We start from the raw sequence: 18,630 nt of genomic DNA on the forward strand, positions 1-18,630 counted from the left end.
CTAGTAGTGGAACCGCGCTGCGCGGGCCCCACCGATCACCACGAACGACGAGGAACGGACTTCATGAACGACCAGCAAGACCACGGAGCACTTGGCGATGCCGAGTACGCGGAGTTCATGGAGCTCGCCGCGGAAGAGGGCTTCGACGTCGAGGACGTCGAGGGCGCCCTCCAGGAAGCCGGCCACGGCCCGCTGCCCGTCCTCGCCGTCGTCGGCCGCCCCAACGTCGGCAAGTCGACCCTGGTGAACCGGATCATCGGCCGCCGCGAGGCGGTCGTCGAGGACAAGCCCGGCGTCACCCGCGACCGCGTCACCTACGAGGCCGAGTGGGCCGGCCGCCGCTTCAAGGTCGTCGACACCGGCGGCTGGGAGCAGGACGTCCTCGGCATCGACGCCTCCGTCGCCGCCCAGGCCGAGTACGCCATCGAGGCCTGCGACGCCGTCGTCTTCGTCGTCGACGCCAAGGTCGGCGCCACCGACACCGACGAGGCCGTCGTCCGCCTGCTGCGCAAGGCCGGCAAGCCCGTCGTCCTGTGCGCCAACAAGGTCGACGGCCAGAGCGGCGAGTCCGACGCGGCCTCGCTGTGGTCGCTGGGCCTCGGCTACCCGCACCCGGTCTCCTCCCTGCACGGCCGCGGCACCGGCGACATGCTCGACGCCGTCCTGGAGGCCCTGCCCGAGGCGCCCGAGCAGACCTTCGGCACCGCCGTCGGCGGTCCGCGCCGGATCGCGCTCATCGGCCGCCCGAACGTCGGCAAGTCCTCCCTCCTGAACAAGGTCGCCAAGGAGGACCGCGTCGTCGTCAACGAGATGGCCGGCACCACCCGCGACCCGGTCGACGAGCTGATCCAGCTCGGCGGGGTCACCTGGAAGTTCATCGACACCGCGGGCATCCGCAAGAAGGTCCACCTCCAGCAGGGCGCCGACTACTACGCCTCGCTGCGCACGGCCGCCGCCGTGGAGAAGGCGGAGGTCGCGGTCATCCTGATCGACACGACCGAGCAGATCTCCGTCCAGGACCAGCGCATCATCACCATGGCCGTCGAGGCGGGCCGCGCGATCGTGATCGCGTACAACAAGTGGGACGACCTCGACGAGGAGCGCCGCTACTACCTCGAGCGCGAGATCGAGACCGAGATGCAGCAGGTCGCCTGGGCGCCCCGGGTGAACGTCTCCGCGCTCACCGGGCGCCACATGGAGAAGCTGGTCCCGGCCATCGAGACCGCGCTCGCCGGCTGGGAGACGCGCATCCCGACCGGCCGTCTGAACGCCTTCCTCGGCGAGGTCGTCGCCGCCCACCCGCACCCGATCCGTGGCGGCAAGCAGCCGCGCATCCTGTTCGGTACGCAGGCGGGCAGCAAGCCGCCGCGGTTCGTCCTCTTCGCCTCGGGCTTCCTGGAGCACGGCTACCGCCGCTTCATCGAGCGCCGCCTGCGCGAGGAGTTCGGCTTCGAGGGGACCCCGATCCACATCTCGGTCCGCGTCCGCGAGAAGCGCGGTGCGCAGCACAAGCGCAAGATGTGACGGCGGTTCGGTAGGACGTGGCCGGGGCTAGTAGCCCCGGCGCGGAGCGGGCGGCAGGGCCGCCGGGATGTGCTGCATCCCGGTCTGGTGCTGCCGCCCGTTCGCGTATCCGGCGCCGGCGTACGAGTACTGCGGCTGCGGAGCCGGGGAGGGCTGCCAGGCGTCCGCCGGCTGCCCGGCGTGCTGTCCCGCCGGCTGCCAGGAGGAACCGTTCCAGCCGCTCCCGTAGGAGCTCGGGGAGCCCGCGGCGCCGCTGCCGTACGTGCCCGCTCCGCTGCCGTACGTGCCCGCTCCGCTGCCGTACGCGCCGCTGTAGGAGCCCCCGTACGAGAACGCCGTGAAGCCGAGGTCCTCCTCGCCCGTGCGGTCGCCGGGCAGGGCCCGGAAGGCGCGCAGGTACTCCGAGTACAGCGTGTCGTAGATGGGCGTGTGCGAGGCGGCCGGAGAGCTCCCCAGCTCCCGTACGGGGCGCATCGGGGGGACGGTGCTCGGATAGGACGGGGCGCGGGAGACATCGTAGGAATGCACGTATCAGCCAACGAACCCGGCGGCCCGCGGATGCGGGGTGGCGGGGCGGAAAACGCAGATCGCCGGGGGTGCGCGGGACGGACCGCGCACCCCCGGCGCACGCCGTCCGGCCCCCTGGGCGGGGGTCGGACGGCCGTTTCGGGGACGGAAGGCAGAGCGGGGACGGGAGCCGGGGGACGGTCCCGGGAGCCGGGGCCTCAGGCGCCCGGGGTGCCCGCCAGCGGCATCGAGGCGGCGACCAGCTTGCCGTTGCGGGCGGCCTTGTCCAGGGCGTCGCGCAGCAGGTCCTCGCGGGGCTGCTGGCCGATGGTGCCGACGGGGGCGGCGTACACCAGGACGCGCTGCGTCTTGTTGACGGCGGCCCGCCAGCCGTCGGTGACCGACAGCGGCCGGTGCGCCTGCCACCAGGCGATCTGACCGGGCTGGAGCACCGAGTGCAGCTGGCCCGCGGCGAGCAGGATCGACCAGCCGGTCAGGGCCTGCGGGACCTCCTCGGTGTCGGTCATGGGGATGAAGCCCTGCTCGATGAGGAGCGGGAGGAAGTCGTCGCCGGGACCGGTGGTGCCGGGGCGCGCGATGGGCGCGGTCGGTTCCACCACGAGGGCGGGGTGCAGTTCCCCGTTGATCAGGATCAGGCCGCTGGTGATCCCGAGGACGGCCTGGCCGCCGGGCACGGACTGCGGCACGTCGCCGGCGGGGGAGGCCGCCGGGGCGGGGCTGTCGCCCGTGATGGAGCGGACGGCGCCCTGGAGGTCCGCCTCGGGCACGGAGACGACCTGCGAGGGGATGCAGCCGGCGTGGGCGAAGGCCAGGACGGCCGTCTCGTCGCCGACGAACAGCACGGTGCTGGTCTGCTCGCGCTCGGAGTCGCCGGGGGTGCGGCAGGAAGTGCAGTCGTAGCTGCCCGGGGATCCGTCACCTGCGAGCAGCCGCTCGGCCTCCTCGTCGCCGATCTCGGCACGTACCTCATCACTGACTTCGAGCATGCGCGGCACGGGGTGGCTCCTCGGACTAGGCGTGCGGGGCCGGGGGGTTCCGGCTCGCCGGGCTCAACGGGGGAGCGGTGGCCGGGGTCACGCCATTTGAGGGAACGGAATCGAACCGGACCCCCGAAGGAGTGAACGGTCCGACCGGGCCGTTGTTTTCGTGCCAACTCTTTTTTGGTTGTGCGCAGTTGATGGCCGGTGCTGGTCGTTTGGCCGGTGGGCCGTGCGGGTGGGGACGCGCGGGGCGCGGTGTGGCGGGCGCGGGGGGTGGTACGGGGCTGCGTAGCGTGACGCGATGCGCAACTTCGGGGTTCCGGGTGGGGTGGGCGCGGCGGCGCTGCTGCTGGTCGTACTGGCGTCGGCGGTGCCCGGGGCGGCGGTCGCGGCGCCGCCCCCGCCCAGGCCGGGGGCGCCCGGCCGGTCGGTGGACTGCGGGCCGGGCGGTCAGTGGCCCTGGGACTGCGTGGCCGACTGCGAGAGCGGGGGCCGCTGGGCGGTGAACACCGGGAACGGCTTCTACGGCGGACTGCAGTTCTGGCAGCCGACGTGGGAGGAGCACGGGGGGCTGGCCTTCGCGCCGAGGGCCGACCTCGCCACGCGGGAGCAGCAGATCCGGGTGGGGGAGGAGCTGCTCGGGAGCCAGGGCTGGGAGGCGTGGCCCGTGTGCGCGAAGCGGTACGGGCTGGCGGGGCGGATGCACGTGGTGCGGAAGGGGGACACGCTGGTGGCGATCGCGCGGCGGCACCGGGTGCGGGGTGGATGGCCGGAGCTCTACGCGGCGAACCGGGTGGTGATCGGGCCTCGGCCGGGGGCGCTGCGGATCGGCACGATGCTGGCCCTGCCGACTGCCCTGCCGGCTGCGCGGCCGGAGGCGCCCGCACCCGTGGCACCCCCGGCACCCCCGGTCTCGCCGGCGGTGCCGGCCGTGCCGCCCCCGGGGCCGTCGGCTGCGCCGCCCCGGCCGGAGCCGTCCGCGAGTCCCGGCCCGGGGGGATCACGGGTGTAGCGTGCCGCCGCCGGTGCTGGGCCCTGCGGGGCGGAGTCCCCTACCCGCCCTTCCACCGTTCCCAGGGCGCTGCCCTGCCCCGGTCCTCAAGCGCCGGACGGGCTGGGGAGGGGTGCCGGGCTGCGCCCGGACCCCTCTGGGGCTCCGCCCCAGACCCCTCAAACGCCGGACGGCTGAAAGGACCAGGGCCCCGGTTCTCAACCGGCGGACGGCTGGAAGGGCCAGGGCCCCAGACCCCGGTCCTCAAACGCCGGACGGCTGGAAGGACCAGGGCCCCGGTTCTCAAGCGCCGGACGGCTGGAAGGGCCAGGGCCCCGGACCCCGGTCTTCGAGCGGCGGACGGCTGGAAGGACCGGTTTGCGCGGAGGGTCAGGCCGGGTGGCCGAGGGCTGGGTCGTGGTCGGGGACGGGCTGGGCCGGGATGCGGGGGGTGGTGAGGGCGGCGGTCTCGGGGCCCTGCTGTGCCGGGAGGCGTACCGGCTCCGCGTCCAGGGCTGCTTCCGGGTCCGCGCACTCCATCGTGCGGGGGAGCTTCAGGGCCATCGCCGCGCCCGCCAGGAGCAGCGCCGCGCTCACCAGCAGGGTGACGTGCAGCCCGTGGACGAAGGAGTGCCGGGCGGCCGAGAACAGGGCCTCGCCCGCCGGTCCGCCGAGCCGTGACGCGATCTGGTAGGCCTCGCCCAGCGAGTGGGAGGCGCCTGCGGAGTCGGCCGCCGAGACACCCGGAACCGAGGTCAGGCCGGGGGCGTAGGCCGCGTTCATCACGCTGCCCAGCAGGGCGATGCCCATGCCCGCACCGAGCTGGTAGGAGGTCTCCCCGATGGAGGCGGCGCCGCCGGCCGTCGCGGCCGGAGCCTCGCTCAGCATGGACTCGTAGGCCGCGAAGAGGGTGGTCTGGAGGCCGAAGCCGAGCAGGATGAAGCCGACCGTGAGGAGGACCGGGCGGTCCTGCTGACCCATGAAGGTCAGCAGGAGCACCGCGCCGGCGGTCAGTACGAAGCCCAGCGAGACCATCCTGCGCGGCCCGGTCCGGGCCAGCGTGTAGGAGCCGGTCGCGCCGGCCGCCATCGCGGCGAAGGTGAGCGGCAGCAGGCGCAGCCCCGTCTCCAGCGGGCTCAGGTGCAGCACGAGCTGGAGGTACTGGACGGCGATCAGTTCCAGTCCGACCAGCGCCAGCATGGCCAGCACGATGCAGCCCACGGAGGTGGTGAAGGCCGGCCGAGAGAACATCCGCATGTCGATCAGCGGGTGGGAGCGGCGCTTCTGGCGCCTTGTGAAGAGCACCAGCAGTGCCGCCCCGACCAGCAGCGGGACCAGCGCCTGCGGGTCGGCGAGATGGCGCTCCGCGCCCAGCCGCTTGACCCCGAGGACCGCGCCGAGCACGCCGCCGGCGGCCATGAGCGCGCCGAGCACGTCCCAGGGCCCCTCGGAGGTGCCCTTGGACTCGGGCAGCAGCCACCGGCCCAGCGGCAGGATCATGATCATGAGCGGGATGTTGATGAGGAAGACGGAGCCCCACCAGAAGTGCTGGACCAGGAAGCCGCCGAGGACGGGGCCACTGGCCGCACCCACGGCGGCGACGGCGGTCCAGATGCCGACGGCGAGGGCCCGCTCGCGCCGGTCGGGGAAGACCTGGCGCAGGATCGACAGGGTGGCGGGCATGATCATCGCGCCGCCGACGCCCAGCAGGGCGCGGGCCGCGATCAGGACCTGGGCGTTGTCGGCGAGGGCGGCCATGGCCGAGGCCGCACCGAAGAGCCCGTACCCGAGGAGCAGGATGCGGCGGCGGCCCACGCGGTCACCGAGGGTGCCGAAGAGGATGAGGAGGGCGGCGCAGACCAGTGGGTAGGCGTCGACGATCCAGAGGAGTTCCATCGGGCCGGGACGGAGGTCTTCGGTGACGGAGGGGACGGCTACGTGCAGGATCGTCGCGTCGAGCGCGACGAGCACCAGGCTCACGCAGAGGACCGCCAGTACGGCCCAGCGGTTGGCCCCGCCGGAGGCCGCGCCGAGTCGCCGCAGTCGCTGCCAGGGGGAAGGGTTCCTGTCGCCGGTCACGTTCGTCCCCGACATGCATGTACCTCCCAGGTGATCCCTCGCACTCGGCGGACCAGCGTCTTCTCGGAGCCACGGATGGGGAGGGTGGCGTCCTACGGGGTCCGGCGTCGACACGCGAGTGAAGGGTCAGCGTACGCGAGTTCGGCTGTCCGACACGTGGTCAAACTCTCATCACGCCGCCGACTGCGCTGTGGTGTGCGCCACTCGTTCGGCCCCGGCCCTTCCTGCCCGGGCGCGACTGCCCCGGACCTCGATAATCATGCCCGTGAAGGATCTTGGATTTCGCCGGGCCGCGCCCGCTCTGGCCGTGTTCGTGGCGCTGCGGCTGCTCGGGCTGACCGTGCTCGCGGTGTGGGGGGCGGTGGCCGGCAGCAGTGCGCACACCCTGCTCTCGGCCCGCTGGGACTCCTTGTGGTACGCCCGGATCGCCGCCGAGGGGTACGGGTACGAGGTGGCGCTCCCGAACGGCGACGTCCACTCCAACCTGGCCTTCTTCCCGCTGCTGCCCTGGCTGGAGCGGCTGGTCTCGGCCGTCACAGGGCTCGGTTACGGATCCGCGGGACTGGTGGTGTCGGCGCTCGCCGGGCTCGCCGCGGCCTGGGGCGTCTTCGCGGTCGCGGATTTCCTCCACGGCCGCCGGGCCGGGGTGTTCGCCGTCGCGGTCTGGGCCGCGCTGCCCGTCGGGATCGTCCAGTCGATGGCGTACAGCGAATCGCTGTTCACCGCGCTGGCCGCCTGGAGCCTCTACGGGGTCCTGCGCGGGCACTGGCTCACCGCCGGCCTGCTCGCGGCCGGGGCGGGGCTGACCCGCCCGGTCGGAGCCGCCGTGGTCGCGGCGGTGTGGGTGGCCGCCGCCCTGGCCCTGCGCGGTGGGGAGCGCTCCTGGCGGCCGGTGGCCGGAGCGCTGCTGGCCCCGCTCGGCGCGGCGGCGTACGTGCTGTGGGTGGGTGCGCGCACGGGCGGCGGCCTGACCGGGTACCTCGACGTACAGGGCGGCTGGGGCAACGGGTTCGACGGAGGCTGGGCGTTCGCCCGGTTCATCGGTGACCGGCTGGCCTCGCCGGCCTTTCCCGCCGGGATCGGGCTGATCGCCGGGGTCGCGCTGGTGCTGTGGGTGTACGCGCTCTGCGTGCGGCAGCGCCAGCCGGCGCCGCTGCTGGTGTACGCCGGGATCGTGGTGGCACTGGCCCTGTGCGCCTCCGGGTACTTCGGGTCCAAGCCCCGGCTGCTGCTCCCCGCCTTCCCGCTGGTGTTCCCGCCGGCTCTGGCGCTGGCCCGGTGGCGTACGGGCCGGGCCGTCGCCGTGCTGGGCGCGGCGGCCGCCGCCTCGGCCGCGTACGGGGCCTTCTGGCTGAACGGTTCCGGGCCGCCGTAGGCCCGAGATCACGGAATGGGTCGTTCCGTTCCACCTTCTGGCAAAGCAATTGACCAGGACCGATAAATGCGGCCTAAGTGTGTGAGGAAAAGACCGGAGGAAGGGACCTCCGCCGCTCCGACGAAAGACCGAATACCGGGAATTGAGTCCCGCGTGAGACCAACTCCACATCACATGGTCATCACAAAGCGTGTGCTTCGACCGGGCCGCCCATCAGCGCGCGGTAACGTCGATTGAGTGCGTACCGACCAAATCCTGCCCAGACCGGAGCGGGTGTTCGCCCGGCTGGACCGGGAACCAGAGCGACCGGCTCATCTGCAAACACCGCGGATGAGCCGGCACCGCGTCGTGCTCCTCGGAGCGACCCTCGCCTTCTACCTGGCAATCGTCGTCGCGGTGCTGACCACTTCCTGGCTCGTCCGCCTCGACTGGCAGATCATGTTCTTCCGGCCGTACGAGCAGTGGCCGCAGCTCCACGCCTTCCTGGACTACCTCGTCGTCCTGGGCCAGCGCGGTCCCACCGCCGTCATGGTCGCCGCCTGGCTCGGCTGGCGGTCCTGGCGGCAGCACACCCTCCGCCCGCTGATCACCCTCGGCGTGGCACTGCTGCTGCTCAACGTCACCGTGGGCGCCGTCAAGCTGGGCCTCGGCCGGCTCGGTCCGCACTACGCCACCGAGATCGGCTCCGCCGAGCTCTTCGCGGGCGGCGATATATTTCCTTCCGGCCACACCGCCAACGCCGTGGTGACCTGGGGAATCCTGGCCTACCTGGCCTCCACGGTGGTCACCCGCAGGGTGCTCTCCCTGGTCTCCGCCGTGGTCTCCCTGAGCGTCGGCGCCACCACCGTCTACCTCGGCACCCACTGGGTCAGCGACGTCCTGCTCGGCTGGCTCGCCGGCCTGCTCGTGCTGCTGGCCCTGCCGTGGTTCGAGCCGGCCATCGCCATGGCGGAGGCCTACGTCTTCGACCTGCGCGCACGGCTGCGCAGCCTCGTGGAGGCCGGGCAGGTGCCCGAGGCCCTCACCGGGGTGCTGGTCCCGCTGCTCTCGGCCGGAGGCAAGTGGCAGCTCCAGCGGACCGCCGCCGAGCCGTCCGGGCAGCCGTCGGCACAGCCGGTGCCGTCGGCGCAGCCCGTGCCCGCCGTGCCGTCAGTGCAGCCCGTGCAGCCGGTGGTCCTCCTGCGGCACCCCGAGCCGGCCGAGCCCGCGCAGGTCCCGGTCCCGGCGTCGGCGTCCGCCTCCGCTTCCGCTTCCGCTTCCGTGCAGGCCGCGGGGCACCAGCCGGGCGCCCGGCCCGCCGCCCACCTCTCGGGCCGTCCGCACCTGATCCGTTCCGAGCGGACCCCGCTCACCCCGGCCGGCAGCCGTCGCCCGGCCCACGCAGACCGCGCCCCGGTGCGCGGCGCGGCGCCCCGTCCGGCCACCGGCGGCTGAGCCGGACGGTACGCACCCCTTCCGCTCGCACATCCACGGCGGGGCCCAGTCGACGACCAAGGACCGCCGTGGCGCGTTCGGGGCGGGGGCGGCCGCGAAAGGCCCGGAACGTCAGCGATGCGCCCGGACGTTCCTCCATACCGGGTCACGCTTGTGTCACGGATTGTCGACAGTCTCCCACTGGGGAGTTTGTCTGGACCTTTTATTTCCCGTCACGCGACACGCCCGGGGTGAATTCTGTTCGGAATTCCTCCGGAACTCCCCGGAATTGTGGCCGCAGCGGGCCCGGGTCCCCTCCGCTTCCTTACAAATCCTTCACTTCTCCGGCTGCTTCACGCGGCTCCAGAGACCTGCCGAGCCGATCTCGCGCGGCTCGGATCCGGTCCGTCAGTTCGGCCGGTTCGACGACCTCGAACTCACACCCGATCATCATGATGTGAATGACGAGGACATCGAGGTTGACCGCCCCGGTGCGCAGGATGCAGCTCTGCTCGTCGAGCGGCTCCAGGGTCCCGTCGGCCGGTCCGACGATCCGCGCCGCCTCCTGCTCGGACACCCGTAGCCGGATGACCGCGCGGGCCGCGTACACCCGCTGGGAGATGCCCCGGGAGACGTACGCGGCGAGGTCCTCGGCGGGCGGCGGGCGCGGGGTGAAGCGCGGTCCGTGCGGGGGCCTGGGCTCGATGCGGTCCACCCGGAACGTCCGCCAGTCCTCCCGCTCCAGGTCCCAGGCGACGAGGTACCAGCGGCGCTCGCTGCACACCAGCCGGTGCGGTTCGACGGTCCTGCGGGTGACGGTGCCCCCGTGGTCCCGGTATCCGAAGCGCAGCCGCTCCGCGTCGCGGCAGACGCCGGCCAGCTCGGTGAGCACGGAGGAGTCGACCGCGGACGCGCCCGCCCTGCGGAACATGGGCACGGTGAACTCGTTCAGCGCGGACACCCGGGCCCGCAGCCGCGAGGGCAGCACCTGCTCCAGCTTCGCCAGCGCCCGTACGGAGGCCTCGCCGATGCCCTCCACGCCGTTCCCGGCGGCCGTCCGCAGCCCCACGGCCACGGCGACGGCCTCGTCGTCGTCGAGCAGCAGCGGCGGCAGCTCGGCCCCGGCCCCCAACTGGTACCCGCCGCCGGTGCCCGGACTGGCGTTCACGGGGTAACCGAGCTCCCGCAGCCGGTCCACGTCCCGGCGCACGGTCCGCGGCGTCACGCCGAGCCGGCCGGCCAGGTCGGCCCCGGTCCATTCCCGGTGGGCCTGCAACAGGGACAACAGGCGCAGCAGTCGCGCGGAAGTATCAAGCATGTCCGCAGTCTGCCCGCAGGGCCGGGGGTATCAGGACCGGGTCAGGGCGCCGTGCCGGCAGGGCCGGACCACAGGGCCGGACCACAGGGCCGGACCACAGGACCGGACCACAGGACCGGGCCACAGGACGGGGGTCACATCCGCAGCGGGTGGACCGCGGACCGGCGGGGCGACAAACTTGCGGCGCTAGGTTTTGTGATCCCGGTCTGCCAGGAGGCGCAGTGTCCTTCGTTCCCACCGACCCGCTCGGGCTCGACGAACTCCTCACGCCCGAGGACCTCGCGATCCGTGACACGGTCCGCGGCTGGGCCGCCGACCGGATCCTGCCGCACATCGCCGAGTGGTACGAGAACGGCGAGCTGCCCGGGATCCGGGAGATCGCCAAGGAGCTCGGCGCCCTCGGGGCGCTCGGCATGTCGCTCGAGGGATACGGCTGCGCGGGCGCGAGCGCCGTCCAGTACGGGCTCGCCTGCCTGGAGCTGGAGGCCGCCGACTCCGGGATCCGCTCCCTGGTCTCCGTACAGGGGTCCCTCGCGATGTACGCGATCTGGAAGTACGGGTCCGAGGAGCAGAAGCAGCGGTGGCTGCCCGGCATGGCCGCCGGAGAGCTCATCGGCTGCTTCGGGCTGACCGAGCCGGACGTCGGTTCGGATCCCGGTGCGATGCGCACCCACGCCAAGCGGGACGGCTCGGACTGGGTGCTGAACGGCCGCAAGATGTGGATCACCAACGGCTCGGTGGCCGCGGTCGCCGTCGTCTGGGCGCAGACCGAGGAGGGGATCCGCGGGTTCGCCGTCCCCACGGACAGCGCGGGCTTCTCCGCCCCGGAGATCAAGCACAAGTGGTCCCTGCGCGCCTCGGTGACCAGCGAGCTGATCCTGGACGACGTACGGCTGCCCGCCGACGCGGTGCTTCCGGGCGTCACCGGGCTCAAGGGACCGCTCGGCTGCCTCAGCCACGCGCGGTACGGGATCGTCTGGGGATCCATGGGCGCGGCGCGCGCCAGCTTCGAGTCGGCGCTGGACTACGCGAAGACGCGCGAGCAGTTCGGCAGGCCCATCGGAGGCTTCCAGCTCACGCAGGCCAAGCTCGCGGACATGGCGCTGGAACTCCACAAGGGGATCCTGCTCGCCCACCACCTGGGCCGGCGGATGGACGCGGGAACCCTGCGGCCGGAGCAGATCAGCTTCGGCAAGCTCAACAACGTCCGCGAGGCCATCGAGATCTGTCGCACCGCGCGGACGATCCTCGGTGCCAACGGGATCTCCCTCGAATACCCCGTCATGCGGCACGCCACCAACCTCGAATCGGTCCTCACCTACGAGGGCACCGTCGAGATGCACCAGCTCGTGCTGGGCAAGGCGCTCACCGGGCTCGACGCCTTCCGCTAGGCCGGGTGCGGCCACAGATCGCCGGGAGGGCCGGAAGGAACCGGGGGCGGCCGGTGAGGGTCCCCCAGCTAACGCTGGGAGGTGCCCCCGGGCTCAGCTCTGGTTGAAGAAGTCGCGCGAGCGGCCGCCGGGCTCGCCGCTCACGATCTGGGTGTCGGCCGGGGTCAGCAGGAAGACCCTGGTCGCCACCCGCTCGATCGAACCGCGCAGACCGAAGGTCAGACCGGCCGCGAAGTCGACCACGCGCTTCGCGTCGCCCGGGTCCATCGAGGACAGGTTCACGATGACCGGGACACCGTCGCGGAACAGCTCGCCGATGCCGCGGGCGTCGCGGAAACCGTCCGGGGTGACCGTCGCGATGCGGCGGCCCTGATCGACGGCGGACTCCGACGCCACCTTGACGCGCGGGTCCGTGACCCACTGCTCGCCGGGGCCGACCACCGAACCCCCCTGCGGGGCCTCCGCGTAGTCGTCGTCGTAGTAACGCTCGTCGTCGCTGTCCTCTACGAGACCCAGCCAGGCACTCGCCTTGCGCACCGAACCCATGGACGCCTCCTTTCATCGCGGTCAGTTCTGTCTTCTCTTCCGCGTCCCTATCGTCGTCCATGATGCTGACAACGCGCCAAGTGGATAGTCGCCGCGCAGGGGTTTCGTGACGGTACTGGTGCAGAACATCCGTTGCACGGTCAAGGATCCCGGCGGGTACCGCTGCTGACTGAGTGAAAATACGACCAGTGCGGCCGTACGGGTGAGCGATGGGGACGTACGGGTGACGCGCGGTCTCGCTACGATGCCCGTCGAGCACGCGTATGACACACGGGGGAATCGTTTTGTTCGGCATCGTCAGACCATGCACGCACCGCCTCGGGGACCGGTTCAAGACGGAGTGGATGGCCCATCTCTGCGGGCTGTGCCTGGCACTTCGGGGCGACCACGGCCAGTTCGCGAGGATCGTGACCAACTACGACGGGCTGCTCGTCTCCGTTCTGACGGAGGCTCAGTCCGGGCCCGCCCCGGGCTCCCGGCGCACCGCCGGACCCTGTCCACTGCGCGGGATGCGCACCGCCGCGGTGGCCAACGGCGAGGGTGCGCGGCTCGCCGCCGCGGTCTCGCTCGTCCTGGCCTCCGCGAAGGTGCGCGATCACGTGGCCGACCGGGACGGCCTGTTGGCCCGCGCCCCGATCGCCCTCGCGGCACGCCGGGTGGCCCGGGGCTGGGACCGGGCCGGTGCCCGTACCGGGGCCTCGCTCGGCTTCGACACGGCCGTGCTCGTCGACGCCGTCGACCGGCAGGCGGGCATCGAGACCCTGGCCGGAGCCGGCACGCCGGTGCTCGTGGTGACCGAGCCGACCGAGACCGCCACGGCCGCCGCCTTCGCCCATACCGCGACCCTCGCCGGGCGGCCAGGCAACGCCCCCGCCCTCGCCGAGGCCGGACGCTATTTCGGGCGGCTCGCGCACCTGCTCGACGCCGTCGAGGACCAGGCGGCGGACGCGGCGGCGGGCGCGTGGAACCCGCTGACCGCCACCGGAACACCCCGCGCCGAGGCCCGCAGGCTGTGCGACGACGCCCTGCGGGGCATCCGGCTGGCGCTGCGGGAGGTGGAGTTCGCCGACGCGGGGCTGGCCCACCGGCTGCTCGTGCACGAGCTGCGCACCTCGGTGGACCGGGCCTTCGGGACCGCGGGCTGCGCCCACACGGCGGCGGACCAGGCTCCCCAGGGCTCCTTCGGCCCGCCCCCGGTGGACTTCGGCCCGCCGCCGGCACCCCCGCGCAAGCCGCGCCGCGACCTGCTGCCGGGCTGCGCGGTGGCCCTGGGACTGTTCTGCACCTGCCAGCTGTGCTGCACGGACCACGACGGTCCGTGGTCCCGCGAGAAGAAGGAAGCGTGGTGCAACAACTGCGACTGCGGTCCGAACTGCAACTGTGACTGCGGCGGCTGCGGCGACTGCTGCTGCTGTCCCTGCGACGGCTGCTGAGGACGTTCGGGCTCCGCTTCTGCTCCGGTTTGTCTCCGGTTCGGCTGCGGTTCGGTCACAGGTTTGGCGCGGGCGTGGTCCGACACCTCGCGCCGACGATCCGGCAGGGCGATTTCCGGCCGTTCGGGGAGTCGGTGTGCAGGGGCCGGCAAAACGATCTGGCCTGCGGCAAGGGCGTGTGTCGGTCGAGGCTTTCGACCGGGAGCGAACAGTGGCGCAAAGTCGCCCTTGCCCCGCGGGTCCAGTGCCAGAAAACCTTCGATAGCATTTACGGGGTTTGTCAGGGGCACGGCGAAAGATGATCTATCCAGCCGTGGTTCCTGCTGCCCGCACAAGCTCGGGCACCGCACCTGCCCCGGGCTTCGATTCCCTTCGGGAGGACAATAAGTGACGATCAAGCGCATCTTCCGTTCCAGGCTCTTCGCCGCGGCCGTCGGCCTGACCGCCGTGGCCACCCTCGCGGGTCCCGCGTCGGCGTCCGAGACCCCGAGCGGCGGCAGCGTCAATGCCGAAACCCTCGCCGCGGTGGAGGCCTCGCTCCTGCGGGCCGACGTCGTCGGCACCGCGTGGGGCATCGACCCCGCCACGGGCGCCTTCGTGGTCACCGCGGACTCCACGGTCTCGGCCGCGAGCATAGAGAAGATCAAGAAGGAGGCCGGGGCGAACGCCTCGGCGGTGCGCATCGAGCGGACCCACGGCAAGCTGTCGAAGCTGGTGAGCGGTGGCGCCGGCATCTGGACCTCGGGTTGGCGCTGCTCCGCGGGCTTCAACGTCCGCAAGGGCAGCACGTACTACATCCTGACCGCGGGCCACTGCACCGAGGGCTCCACCAACTGGTACTCCAACTCGACGGGGACCACCTGGATCGGCCCGAAGCGGGGCTCCAGCTTCCCGGTCAACGACTACGGTCTGGTCCGCTACGACAACAAGTCGCTCTCGCACCCGGGCAAGGTGGGCAGCCAGGACATCACCAGCGCGGCCAACGCCACCGTCGGCATGTCCGTCAAGCGGCGCGGCTACACCACCGGTACCCACAGCGGCAAGGTGACCGGCCTGGGCTGGACCGTGAACTACCAGGAAGGCGCCGTCCACGGGATGATCAAGACCAACGTCTGCGCCGAGGGTGGCGACAGCGGCGGTCCGCTCTACTCGGGCACCCGTGCCATCGGCCTCACCTCCGGCGGCAGCGGTAACTGCACCGCGGGCGGCACCACCTACTTCCAGCCCGTCAAGGAAGCGCTCAGCCGCTACGGCGTGAGCGTCTACTAAAAAACGCACACGCACACCGCTTCATCCCTGGACCTCCTCCCGCTCGCCGGGAGGGGGTCCTGTGCGTTGGGGTATGCGTGCGTTCGTGGCGCTTTGCCGGCCTTCCGGTTTCGGGCCGGGCCGACGTGGAAGGGTTGATCGGCATGAGCGCTGACGCATCCGACACCGGCGAATCCGGTGACACAGACGACGCAGAGGATCCGGGCGCGGCCTGGAAGCGGTGGCACGAGCAACGGGTGGCCACCGTGTCCGCCCCTTACGGGCCGCTCGCGCTGACCGGCACCCACTGGCTCGCCGACTACCCGGAAGGTCGAATTCCGGCCGTTCCGGGACACTGGCGGGCCGCCCCCGGCGGTGTGACCCTGACCGCCGGGACCGAGGACGGGATCACCCTGGACGGCGAACCCCTCACCGGCGCCACCGTCCTCGCCCCCGACGGCTCCCCGCCCTCGCACTCCCGGCTCGGCGCCGGGGAGGTGCGGCTCGTCGTGATCCGGCGCGAAGGGGAATGGGCGGTACGGGTGTTCGACCCGGCGGCTCCGGGCCGCGCGGCCTTCACCGGGATCGAGGCCACCCCGTACGACCCGGCGTACGCGGTGCCCGGGCGGTTCGCCCCGTACGGGGAGGACCGGACGGTCCAGGTCGAGAACGTCGACGGACGTGCGCGCGGGCTCGGCCTGGGCGGTGAGCTGGGCTTCGACTTCGCGGGGGCCCGGCACGCGCTGCGGGTCGCGGTGGACGAGGGGGACGGCAGCCTCTGGGCGGTCATCGGCGATGCCACCGGCGGCCGTTCCAGCTACCGGTTCCGCTTTCTCAGGCCCGGGATCCCGGCCGCCGACGGCTCGATCACCGTGGACCTCAACAGGGTCCAGCTGCCTCCCTGCGCCTTCGCGGACCACTTCGTGTGCCCCTTCCCCCCGCCCGGCAACACCCTGCCCTTCGAGATCGCGGCGGGGGAACGGCGGCTGAAAGGCGCCCTTGCTAGCGGTATCTGACACCAGGAGACTCCCGTCAGCGTCTCTCGGGGCTTGTCAGGGGCACGTCGAACGGCATCCCGTCCGCCGTACCCCCGGCCGCCCTCCACGGGCTCCGGCACCACCCCACCCCGCCGGGCCTCCGACCCCCACTCGGGAGGACGACAAGTGACGATCAAGCGCATCATCCGTTCCAGGCTCTTCGCCGTGGCCACCGGCATGGCCGCCGTGGCCGCCCTCGCGGCCCCCACGGCAGCGCACGCCGACGGCGGGTTCAGCGCCGACCGGCTCGCCTCCGCCGGCGCCTCGGTCCTGCGTGCCGACGTGGCCGGCACCGCCTGGCACACCGACCCGGCCACCGGCACCCTCGTGGTCACCGCCGACTCCACCGTCTCGGCGGCTTCCATCGCCAAGATCCGCAGCGAGGCCGGAGCGAACGCGGCCGCCCTGCGCATCGAGCGCACCCCCGGCAAGCTCACCAAGCTGCTCAGCGGCGGCGACGCCAAGTACGCCACCAGCTGGCGCTGTTCGGTCGGCTTCAACGTGCGCAGCGGAAGCACCTACTACGTCCTGACCGCCGGTCACTGCACCGACGGCGCGGGCACCTGGTGGACCAACTCCGCCCGCACCACCGTCATCGGCGCGACGGTGGGCTCCAGCTTCCCGAACAACGACTACGGACTCATCCGCTACGACAACGCCTCCCTCGCCCACCCCGGCACCGTCGGCAGCCAGGACATCACCAGCGCCGTCAACGCCACCACCGGCATGTCCGTCACCCGGCGCGGCTCCACCACCGGCACCCACAGCGGCTCGGTGACCGGGCTCAACGCCACCGTGAACTACGGCGGCGGCGACGTCGTCTACGGGATGATCCGGACCAACGTCTGCGCCGAGCCCGGCGACAGCGGCGGTCCGCTCTACTCGGGCACCCGCGCGGTCGGCCTCACCTCCGGCGGCAGCGGCAACTGCTCCTCGGGCGGCACCACGTTCTTCCAGCCCGTCGTCGAGGCGCTCAACGCGTACGGCGTGAGCGTGTACTAGGCCCTGCCCGGGGCCGCGGCACGGACCCGTGCGCCCCCACCGGACCCCTGGACGTCCTCCCGCCTTCTGGGAGGATGTCCAGGGCGTTCGTGTTCACGGGGGGAGCGGGTTTCTGCATGAAGCGAATCGGCGTGACCGGGCACCGGTCGATTCCGGACGAGCTGCTCGGCCATGTGGAGGAGGGGCTGCGGGCCGTCCTGGGGGGCCACGAGGGGCCGTTGGAGGCCCTCTCCAGCCTCGCCGAGGGAGCGGACCAGCTGTTCGCCGCCATCGCGCTGGAATGCGGCGCCGACCTCACCGTGGTCATCCCCAGCGGGGACTACGAGGAGGGCTTCGAGGACACCGGATCGCTGGACCGGTACCTGGGGCTCAAACGCCGGGCCGCCCAGGAGGTCCGGATGGACTTCGCCCGCTCCACCGACGAGGCCTACTACGCGGCCGGCACCTACATCGCCGATTCCTGCGACCGCCTCGTCGCCGTCTGGGACGGCCTGCCCGCCCGCGGACACGGCGGCACCGCCGAAATCGTCGCCTACGCCCGCGCGCTCGGGAAGCCCGTCACCGTGATCTGGCGGGAGGGCGTGGCCCGGGACTGAGGCCACGCCCGCCCGGCTGCTCGACTGCTGTGCGGTCTCGACTGCTGTGCGGTCTCAACTACTGTGCCGGTCTCAACCACCGTGCTGGTCTCAACTACTGTGCCGGGCCAGCCAGTCCGTGTGCTGCGGGGACACGTACCGCTCGGTCTCGTAGACCGCGGTCGGCCACTGCGTCTCGGTGATCGTCGTCTGCATCACGACCATCATCGCGGAGAGGTCCTGCTCGATCAGGGTGTGCGCCTCGATCAGCGGGTGGTGGCGCCGCACCTCGTTCCAGGCGATCCCGGCCGTCGCCGCCGCGCTCAGCAGCCCGGTCAGCGCCGGCCCCGGACCCGAACCGAAGGCACCGAAGAGGGCGAACAGCAGCGCCAGCAGGGTCAGCAGCACGATCGACCACGACCACAGGGCCGTCGCCCGCCGGGACACCTCCGTCTTGCGCTGGTACCAGTTGCGCTGCTCGATCAGCCGGTCACGGACGTACGTCTCCCTGCGGACCTGGTAGTCCAGACCCCGCAGCCGGAACATCGCACCGGTGATCTCCCCGCCCTGCGGCACCAGCCCGGCGGTCCGCGGATCCTCCCAGCCCATCTTCCGCAGCTCGTTCAGGCCCGCCTCCAGCCGGGTCCGGTAGGCCTCCTCGACGCCCGGGACGTCACTGCCGAAGGGCGCGCCGTGGACGGCGTACCGCCAGGCCAGCGATTTGATGAACTCCGCGGCGCTGCGGTTGAGCTGCCACTGCGGGCGGGCCCGGCGCCGGGTGGCCCGTACGCCCACGCCCAGCACCCCGGCGTACGCGAGCACGCTCAGGAGCCCGGACACGTACGCGGAACCGAGCTTCGGCCCCTCGGGAAGCGCGGCGATCACGGCGGCCACGACGAGCAGCATCAGCTGGGCGCGGGTGGCCTGGGTGGACTCCCGCTGCCGGGAGATCGCCGCCTGGTCGGTGTGGTGGAAGAGGGCCGGCAGGTCCTCGTTGCGAAAGGTCATGCTGTCACTCACAGCGAACCCCCCAGTCTGCTGGTTCTGCGTTCCGTGTCCATCGGGAGGGGAGAGAAGGTGCGGGGGCGGGTCCCCGGGGGGGGCACCCCCCCCGACTCCCCAGCCCAGGGCTCCCCGTCCCCGCTGGCCCCACGCCCCTCCCCGGCGGCCCCCCCCCCCCCCCCGTCCCC

At 72.4% G+C, this 18,630-nt stretch carries 16 protein-coding genes; 10 read left to right on the forward strand and 6 right to left on the reverse strand.

Annotated features, from left to right (window positions below):
• Positions 1–63 precede the first annotated feature (63 nt).
• Positions 64–1,524: a ribosome biogenesis GTPase Der gene (gene der / locus ACFWBW_RS29320; RefSeq protein ID WP_385378556.1), complete on the forward strand. Its 1,461-nt coding sequence runs from the start codon at positions 64–66 to the stop codon at positions 1,522–1,524.
• A 27-nt stretch (positions 1,525–1,551) separates the two neighbouring features.
• Here the strand turns inward: der and ACFWBW_RS29325 are convergent, their stop codons facing one another.
• Both ACFWBW_RS29325 and ACFWBW_RS29330 read right to left on the reverse strand, forming a co-directional pair.
• Entirely contained in the window at positions 1,552–2,052 is a 501-nt protein-coding gene (locus ACFWBW_RS29325; RefSeq protein WP_385378559.1) for a hypothetical protein, read from the reverse strand.
• Between the two features lie 197 nt (positions 2,053–2,249).
• Positions 2,250–3,047, reverse strand: coding sequence for a hypothetical protein (locus ACFWBW_RS29330; protein ID WP_266909936.1), 798 nt, complete (start codon positions 3,045–3,047; stop codon positions 2,250–2,252).
• A 286-nt stretch (positions 3,048–3,333) separates the two neighbouring features.
• Between ACFWBW_RS29330 and ACFWBW_RS29335 the strand changes: the two genes are divergently transcribed.
• Positions 3,334–4,044 (forward strand): transglycosylase family protein, encoded by a 711-nt coding sequence (locus ACFWBW_RS29335; protein WP_385378562.1) that lies wholly within the window; start codon positions 3,334–3,336, stop codon positions 4,042–4,044.
• Between the two features lie 369 nt (positions 4,045–4,413).
• On the opposite strand, the gene ACFWBW_RS29340 is transcribed toward ACFWBW_RS29335, so the two are convergent.
• Complete coding sequence (locus ACFWBW_RS29340; RefSeq protein WP_385378564.1) at positions 4,414–6,117, reverse strand: MFS transporter; 1,704 nt, start codon at positions 6,115–6,117, stop codon at positions 4,414–4,416.
• A gap of 244 nt (positions 6,118–6,361) precedes the next feature.
• Here ACFWBW_RS29340 and ACFWBW_RS29345 point away from each other — a divergent pair, with 244 nt between their 5' ends.
• A complete protein-coding gene (locus ACFWBW_RS29345) occupies positions 6,362–7,477 on the forward strand; it encodes a hypothetical protein (RefSeq protein WP_385378567.1) in 1,116 nt (371 codons plus the stop codon).
• A 237-nt stretch (positions 7,478–7,714) separates the two neighbouring features.
• The gene (locus ACFWBW_RS29350; protein ID WP_385378570.1) at positions 7,715–8,911 is read left to right on the forward strand and encodes a phosphatase PAP2 family protein; all 1,197 of its coding nucleotides are present in this window, start codon (positions 7,715–7,717) and stop codon (positions 8,909–8,911) included.
• A gap of 304 nt (positions 8,912–9,215) precedes the next feature.
• Here ACFWBW_RS29350 and ACFWBW_RS29355 read toward each other — a convergent pair whose 3' ends face one another.
• Positions 9,216–10,208 carry a helix-turn-helix transcriptional regulator gene (locus tag ACFWBW_RS29355; RefSeq protein ID WP_385378573.1) on the reverse strand — a complete coding sequence of 331 codons (993 nt, stop codon included), beginning with the start codon at positions 10,206–10,208 and terminating at the stop codon, positions 9,216–9,218.
• A 221-nt stretch (positions 10,209–10,429) separates the two neighbouring features.
• Between ACFWBW_RS29355 and ACFWBW_RS29360 the strand changes: the two genes are divergently transcribed.
• On the forward strand, positions 10,430–11,599 hold the full coding sequence (locus ACFWBW_RS29360; RefSeq protein WP_385378576.1) for an acyl-CoA dehydrogenase family protein: 1,170 nt from the start codon (positions 10,430–10,432) through the stop codon (positions 11,597–11,599).
• Positions 11,600–11,692: 93 nt separating this feature from the next.
• On the opposite strand, the gene ACFWBW_RS29365 is transcribed toward ACFWBW_RS29360, so the two are convergent.
• The gene (locus ACFWBW_RS29365; RefSeq protein ID WP_243340959.1) at positions 11,693–12,145 is read right to left on the reverse strand and encodes a cell division protein SepF; all 453 of its coding nucleotides are present in this window, start codon (positions 12,143–12,145) and stop codon (positions 11,693–11,695) included.
• A 284-nt stretch (positions 12,146–12,429) separates the two neighbouring features.
• Here ACFWBW_RS29365 and ACFWBW_RS29370 point away from each other — a divergent pair, with 284 nt between their 5' ends.
• From ACFWBW_RS29370 to ACFWBW_RS29390, 5 genes are all read left to right on the forward strand, one after another.
• Positions 12,430–13,578, forward strand: coding sequence for a DUF5685 family protein (locus ACFWBW_RS29370; RefSeq protein WP_385378579.1), 1,149 nt, complete (start codon positions 12,430–12,432; stop codon positions 13,576–13,578).
• A 387-nt stretch (positions 13,579–13,965) separates the two neighbouring features.
• Positions 13,966–14,847 (forward strand): S1 family peptidase, encoded by an 882-nt coding sequence (locus ACFWBW_RS29375; protein WP_385378582.1) that lies wholly within the window; start codon positions 13,966–13,968, stop codon positions 14,845–14,847.
• 143 nt (positions 14,848–14,990) lie between these two features.
• Entirely contained in the window at positions 14,991–15,842 is an 852-nt protein-coding gene (locus ACFWBW_RS29380; protein WP_385378585.1) for a DUF1684 domain-containing protein, read from the forward strand.
• 198 nt (positions 15,843–16,040) lie between these two features.
• Positions 16,041–16,865 carry a S1 family peptidase gene (locus ACFWBW_RS29385; protein ID WP_385378637.1) on the forward strand — a complete coding sequence of 275 codons (825 nt, stop codon included), beginning with the start codon at positions 16,041–16,043 and terminating at the stop codon, positions 16,863–16,865.
• Between the two features lie 116 nt (positions 16,866–16,981).
• On the forward strand, positions 16,982–17,461 hold the full coding sequence (locus tag ACFWBW_RS29390) for a hypothetical protein (protein ID WP_385378588.1): 480 nt from the start codon (positions 16,982–16,984) through the stop codon (positions 17,459–17,461).
• A gap of 90 nt (positions 17,462–17,551) precedes the next feature.
• Here ACFWBW_RS29390 and ACFWBW_RS29395 read toward each other — a convergent pair whose 3' ends face one another.
• Complete coding sequence (locus ACFWBW_RS29395) at positions 17,552–18,448, reverse strand: DUF4231 domain-containing protein (protein WP_385378591.1); 897 nt, start codon at positions 18,446–18,448, stop codon at positions 17,552–17,554.
• Positions 18,449–18,630 lie beyond the last annotated feature (182 nt).

The organism is Streptomyces sp. NPDC059957, assembly GCF_042730015.1.
Lineage (GTDB): Bacteria > Actinomycetota > Actinomycetes > Streptomycetales > Streptomycetaceae > Streptomyces.